The sequence below is a fragment of the Flavihumibacter sp. CACIAM 22H1 genome (assembly GCF_001601815.1).
Lineage (GTDB): Bacteria > Bacteroidota > Bacteroidia > Chitinophagales > Chitinophagaceae > Flavihumibacter.
This window is the reverse complement of record NZ_LUKG01000026.1, coordinates 43,958-50,568: the sequence shown is the minus strand read 5'-3', so window position 1 is coordinate 50,568 and position 6,611 is coordinate 43,958. Positions and strand designations below refer to the sequence as shown.

Here is a 6,611-nt window from a genome sequence, read left to right as displayed (position 1 = left end):
TTCCTGTGCAACACAAAATAATCTTTCTCTGCGCTGATATAACTGATATTGGATACCTGAATTTTTACCAGACCTAAGTTGGATTTGTCCATGGAAAAGGACGCATGGTCACTGGCCAGCAGGAAATAGGAGCCGATTGGGAGTCCTTCAATTTTAATTTCAGTTGAATGTTCTTTAAAATCCTGTTGTGCGGGTAGCGTTTGCTCCCAGCTTTTTAGGACCGTTGACCCCATGAGCAGGGCATAGTTGGCAGAATCAAAATATCTCGATTGATCGAGTAATGGCCCATGTTTACCGGGATCCAGTTGTACCAGACGCAGGTAGATTTTATCCAGGTTTTTCCAGCTTACCAAAGCGCGGAAGGGCTCTCCAGGAATATTGACCCGTTCGGTTTGTATACTGAGTGAAGCTGCTTTAATATCCTGGATAAGGTTATATGCCAGCAAGGCACCAGCAGTTGTTTTATTTTGTGCAACCAGGGCATTGGCAATTGCCAGGGCTTTGCGGGGATCTTCGTTTTCTGTAAGCTGCCAGTAAGCCGATAAATAGAGGGCATGGTCTGCGGCTTCGGTGCCCGGATAGCTTTTTTGTATGGATGCAAGGGCTGCGAGGTACAGTGAGTCGGCAGACGCTCCTTCTGCCTTTGTTTTCAGGTATTCATACCTTTTCAGATCGGTTGTGGCGAGTTGCTCCTGCTTGCCGGCTTCTGTATAATAACGGATTAATTCCTGGTATAATTTAAGGCTGATCAGCCCTGGCTCTGTACTATCGGGTAGGGAAATTCTGAGCCGGAGAAAGTCGGTGTGGTTTTTCCACCAGGAGGGGTTCTGCCAAAAAGAATCGTCTGCCTGCTGGGGTAATTCAACGGGGTCTGCTTTAAAATAACCCAGGGCTTTTTGAAGTACCAGTTCGTATATAGATGGGCGGTAGGTAGCGTTTTCTCCCTTTTTGATTATTGCTTCGTAAGGAGTTCGGGCATCTTTGTTTTGTAAGGCCGGCTCAAGCAGGGCGGCCCGGTAGGCTGCTGTAATGGCCCGGTGATAATCGGGTGCTGTCCAGCTTTGCACATCGTCCGAAACTCCATCGGCCAAGGGTGTTCGGCTGTAGATGGCCCAGCGGTTCCGGTCGTATTGTTTTTTGTAATAATCTGCCAGCAGGGTGTTTAATAAGGCCCTGCTGACTCCTTTTTCGGAACTGATTTCTGTCCGTAACAGATGCAGCGCCGCCGAATCACTTTCTTCCACCAGTACTTCCTGCAGCTGAATTTGATACAAGAGGGCTTTTATCTGCTCACCTGCTTGTTTTTCTGTTTTTGCTTTATTATAGAGTAGTTTAACTTCTTTCAGCGCCGATTCATACAAACCGCTATTGTTGATAAGAGAATCAATCCTGTTCCACCTGTTGGTATAATCGGTCGTTGGCATTTTTTGGGCTGATAAAGTATACGTTAGAAAAAATAACAACGTGCTTAGAACTAAGCGCATAATCTACATTTTAATACAAGTTATTGAAAAGCATACAGACCAAAGATGCGGGCGGTACCGAATTACACAGCGGCCTGCGTTAAAAACAATGATCTTAACAGAACCTTGATGAGGGATTAGTCCTTAACGTTGCAATCATCTTACAAAAAAGGCTGCCCTCCAGGGAGAGCAGCCCTATGTTGGAGTGAATGGGAGACTGCTTTGGATGGGTACAGAAAGACAAAAGCGGTACAAATATTGCACCGCTTTTTAATATTTCCTAGTAGTTCTACTATTTTTTAATTACTTCGGCCATTTTTTTACCGATGTCTGCCGGACTTTGTACTACGTGGATTCCACATTCCGCCATAATTTTCATTTTAGCAGCGGCGGTATCATCTGCGCCACCGATAATTGCACCGGCGTGGCCCATACGGCGACCCGGAGGCGCTGTTTGCCCGGCAATAAAACCTACTACCGGCTTGGTACCGTTTGCCTTTATCCAATGGGCAGCCTCGGCTTCCATGCTGCCACCGATTTCACCAATCATTACAATGCCTGCTGTTTCAGGATCGTTCATCAACAGTTCAACCGCTTCTTTAGTAGGCGTTCCGATGATCGGATCGCCCCCGATGCCAATAGCTGTGGAAATACCTAATCCGGCTTTTGCTACCTGGTCGGCTGCCTCATAGGTTAGGGTACCGCTTTTGGATACGATCCCGATTTTACCGGCTTTGAACACAAAACCCGGCATAATACCTACTTTACATTCTCCGGCCGTAATTACGCCAGGGCAGTTTGGCCCGATTAAACGGGTGGCACGCCCTTGCAGAAAATTTTTGGCGCGCACCATATCCTGAACCGGAATTCCTTCCGTGATACATACCACCAGCTCTATACCAGCTTCAGCCGCTTCCATAATGGCATCTGCGGCAAAGGCAGGTGGAACAAATATGATAGAAACATTGGCGCCGGTTGCTTTAACTGCGTCGGCTACCGTATTAAAAACCGGACGATCGAGGTGTGTTGACCCGCCTTTTCCCGGGGTAACTCCGCCCACCACCTGGGTTCCGTACTCGATCATTTGGGTGGCATGGAAACTGCCCTCCGTTCCTGTAAATCCCTGAACTATAATCTTTGATTGCTTATTAACTAAAACGCTCATATAGCTGTTATTTTAATGATCGGTGGCAAAACTAAGGTATAAAGCCCAGAATTACTTGAGCAATTCATCCATATTCCGGTTATTGTCAATCTTTCCCGACTGTTCCAGCATCCGCATATCTTTGGCATCGCGTAAAAATTCGGAGGCAAAAATGAAATCGTTTAGCCGCTGACTTTTACTGAAAATAATCTCCTTATTCGTGCCTTCCCATTCTTTATCGCCCTTGTACATGTAAATAATCTTGTCCCCGATTTCCATAACAGAATTCATGTCGTGGGTGTTAATAACGGTTGTTATATTGAATTCGGTGGTCAGCTCTTTAATTAACTTATCAATAACCAGGGAGGTTTGCGGATCGAGGCCCGAATTGGGCTCATCACAAAAAAGATATTTGGGGTTGAGTACAATAGCCCGGGCAATCCCCACTCTTTTTTTCATACCACCGCTGATTTCCGCGGGAAATTTTTTATGGGCTTCCTTTAGTTCCACCCGTTCCAGTACTTCATCTACGCGTTTACGCTTCTCGGCCAATGTCCAGTCGGTAAACATATCCAACGGAAACTGCACATTTTTTTCCACGGTTAAACTGTCAAAAAGTGCAGAGCCCTGGAATAACATTCCAATTTTTTTACGGATTTCCTTTCTGCCCGCGGCATCCATATTAGTAAAGTCCTCCCCATCGTACAGGATGGATCCGCTGTCGGGTCTAAATAACCCCACCAGGCATTTCATAAAAACCGTTTTTCCGCTTCCACACGAACCGATGATAAGGTTGCATTTGCCGGTATCCATAACGGCACTCACATCATTGATCACGATTTTGTCGCCAAATCCTCTCCTGATATGTTGTACTTCAATCATATTATAATAGTATGGCTGCCAATACGTAATCGGCAAACAGAATTAAAATACAGCTTACCACCACAGATTTGGTGGAAGCCCGGCCAATTTCTAAGGCACCCCCTTCCACATAATACCCATAAAAAGCCGGTACACTGGAAATGATAAAGGAGAAAACATAGGCCTTGATCATGGCAAATACCACGTTATAGGGAAGAAATGCATTCAATAACCCCTTGTCGTAATCGGTCGTTGATAAAATTCCGGCTGCTTGTCCGGCTAATCGCCCCCCCCAGATACCTAAACCCGCTGAAATTACCACGAGCATGGGTATCACTACCAGGGCGGCCAAAATTTTTGGCAGAACCAGATAGGTTTTTGTATTGATACCCATTATTTCCAGGGCATCGATCTGTTCACTTACCCGCATATTTCCCAGCTCACTGGCAATTTTACTGCCTACTACGCCTGCTAAAACAATACAAACCAGGGTGGGGGCAAATTCCAGTAAAACGGTATCCCGCACAATTTGTGCAATAGAGGATTTTGGAATCAGCGGACTCACCAGCTGGTAGGCCGTTTGCAGGGTAGATACGGCCCCCATGAATATGGAAATAATAACCACAATTCCCAATGAGCCGATGCCTATATCATTACACTGGTGCATGAATTCTTTCCAATACACCTTTCGGTTTTCCGGCTTGGAAAACATTTCCTTTAACATCAGAATATATCGCCCAAATTCATGGATAAATTTCATGCTCTTAGCTCTGGTTATTTAAAACTACAATTCCTTGCTGACCTTCTGGAAGCGTTTCCACCATTTTGATTTGCGGACGATTTCTTCTGTCTGGTTCCGGCTGCATTTCATCTGCGCATCAATTACGGCTACCAATGCCATGTTAAATATACTGCGGACTGAACTACCCAGTTGTAATACATGTACCGGTTTTTTCAATCCCAGCAAAATCGGACCGATGGCATCAGCACCTCCTACTTCTTTAAGCAGGTTGTAGGCGATGTTGCCAGATGCCAGGTTTGGAAAGATAAGGGTATTTACATCCTTATCTACCAATTCACTGAACGGGTAATTTTCTTTCAGGATCTCTTTATTGAAGGCAATAATCCCCTGCATTTCGCCATCTACAATAAGAGAGGGGTTTCGCTCCTTCACCAGTTTGCGGGCCTTGGCTACCAATTGAGCTTCGGGTGATGCGCTGCTGCCAAAATTGGAATAGCTCAACAGGGCAATTCTGGGGGTGAGGTTAAAATTGCGAACCTCTTTGGCCACCATCAACGTAATTTCAGCCAGTTCTTCCGCACTGGGATTGAAATTGACGGTGGTATCGGCCATAAATATGGGCCCTTTTTTGGTGAGCAACAGGTACATACCTGCAATCTTATTTACACTGTCTTCTGTTCCAATTACCTGCAGGGCGGGGCGAATGGTTTCATCGTAGTTGCGTGTAAGACCTGAAATCATGGCGTCGGCATCGCCGGTTTCCACCATCATGCAACCGAAATAGTTGCGGTCTTTCATGATTTTATACGATTCGTATTTATTAAGGCCTTTCCGTTGCCTTTTCTGAAACAATAACTGGCCGTATTCCCGCCGTTTTTCTTCCTGGTCATCATTGCGCGGATCAATAATCGGGATGCCGTCCAGTTCTATTTGATTGGCATCGGCAATGCGGTTTATTTTTTCGGCATTTCCCAATAGTATTGGATAAGCTACTCCTTCTTCGTACACAATGGATGCGGCCTTTAAAATTTTGAGGTTATCTGCCTCTGCAAATACCAGTCGTTTCGGATCGCGCCGGGCTTTGCTACCTATTACGCGCATTAATTGGTTATCAATTCCCAGGCGGTTATTAAGTTCTTCTTCGTAGGCTTCCCAGTTTTTTATGGTAGTAGTGGCTACCCCGCTTTCAATGGCTGCTTTTGCAACGGCTGGTGCAATGCAGGCCAGTAAGCGGGGGTCAAGCGGTTTGGGAATGATATAATGAGGGCCGAATACAATGTTTTTTTCATTGTAGGCCAGGTTTACAATATCGGGTACGGGGCTTTTTGCCAGGTCGGCCAGGGCATGTACGGCAGCCAGTTTCATGGCCTCATTGATAGATGTTGCCCGAACATCGAGCGCACCTCTGAAAATAAAGGGAAAACCCAGCACGTTGTTGACCTGGTTCGGATAATCACTTCTGCCGGTTGCCATAATCAGGTCTTTTCGGGCAGCGATGCCTTTGTCGTAGGTGATTTCAGGATCGGGGTTGGCCATTGCAAACACAATTGGATTTTTGGCCATGCTTTGTACCATTTCGGTAGTGATTACATTGCCTACGCTTAATCCTAAAAATACATCGGCATCTTTCATGGCCTTGCTGAGGGTCCAGTCGGCAGACTTCACTGCAAAGGGCGATTTGTCCTCTCCCAGGTCTGTTCGCCCGGCATGTAAAACGCCGTCTTTATCAAACAGTATAAAATTTTCATGCCTTGCACCTAAAGAAACATACAGTTTTACACAGGCCATAGCTGCGGCACCCGCTCCATTTACTACAAAACGAACCTTTTCAATTTTTTTCTTTTGCAGCTCGAGGGCATTTAACAGAGCCGCTGAACTGATAATGGCCGTACCATGCTGGTCGTCGTGCATTACCGGGATTTTCATCCGCTTTTTCAGTTCTTTTTCTATGTAAAAACATTCTGGTGCCTTTATATCTTCTAAGTTAATGCCGCCAAAAGTGGGTTCCAGTGCCTGTACAATTTCTACGAATTTTTCCGGGTCTTTTTCGTTGATCTCAATATCAAATACATCGATATCGGCGAAAATTTTAAACAGTACACCCTTGCCTTCCATTACAGGCTTACTGGCTTCGGGACCAATATCTCCCAATCCTAATACGGCGGTACCATTACTGATTACCCCAACGAGGTTGCCTTTGGCGGTGTATTTATAGACATTCTCCCGGTTTGCTTCAATTTCTTTACATGGTTCTGCTACCCCAGGGCTGTAGGCCAGCGACAAATCGCGCTGGGTTTTGGCTTCCTTGGTGGGCACTACTTCAATTTTCCCGGGTCTGCCTTTCGCATGATACTCAAGGGCCTGGGAGCGACGGGTTTCTTTACTCATACGGGTGCAAAAA

5 protein-coding genes are annotated in these 6,611 nt (G+C 45.8%); all 5 read right to left on the bottom strand.

Features of this window, described 5'->3' with window-relative positions; all coding sequences use genetic code 11:
- The coding region (locus A1D16_RS09450; protein ID WP_290709112.1) for a hypothetical protein at positions 1-1,484 on the bottom strand (1,484 nt) is incomplete at its 3' end.
- A 271-nt stretch (positions 1,485-1,755) separates the two neighbouring features.
- Positions 1,756-2,628, bottom strand: a complete 873-nt coding sequence (gene sucD / locus A1D16_RS09445) for a succinate--CoA ligase subunit alpha (protein WP_290709111.1) — start codon at positions 2,626-2,628, stop codon at positions 1,756-1,758.
- 51 nt (positions 2,629-2,679) lie between these two features.
- The gene (locus A1D16_RS09440; RefSeq protein WP_290709110.1) at positions 2,680-3,489 is read right to left on the bottom strand and encodes an ATP-binding cassette domain-containing protein; all 810 of its coding nucleotides are present in this window, start codon (positions 3,487-3,489) and stop codon (positions 2,680-2,682) included.
- 1 nt (position 3,490) lies between these two features.
- Positions 3,491-4,228: an ABC transporter permease gene (locus A1D16_RS09435; RefSeq protein ID WP_290709109.1), complete on the bottom strand. Its 738-nt coding sequence runs from the start codon at positions 4,226-4,228 to the stop codon at positions 3,491-3,493.
- A 24-nt stretch (positions 4,229-4,252) separates the two neighbouring features.
- A complete protein-coding gene (locus A1D16_RS09430; RefSeq protein ID WP_290709114.1) occupies positions 4,253-6,598 on the bottom strand; it encodes an NADP-dependent malic enzyme in 2,346 nt (781 codons plus the stop codon).
- Positions 6,599-6,611 lie beyond the last annotated feature (13 nt).

What these genes read in the sequence shown, in the direction of transcription:
- sucD (WP_290709111.1), bottom strand. Translation starts at nt 2,628, where the DNA reads ATGAGCGTTTTAGTTAATAAGCAATCAAAGATTATAGTTCAGGGATTT.
- A1D16_RS09440 (WP_290709110.1), bottom strand. Translation starts at nt 3,489, where the DNA reads ATGATTGAAGTACAACATATCAGGAGAGGATTTGGCGACAAAATCGTG.
- A1D16_RS09435 (WP_290709109.1), bottom strand. Translation starts at nt 4,228, where the DNA reads ATGAAATTTATCCATGAATTTGGGCGATATATTCTGATGTTAAAGGAA.
- A1D16_RS09430 (WP_290709114.1), bottom strand. Translation starts at nt 6,598, where the DNA reads ATGAGTAAAGAAACCCGTCGCTCCCAGGCCCTTGAGTATCATGCGAAA.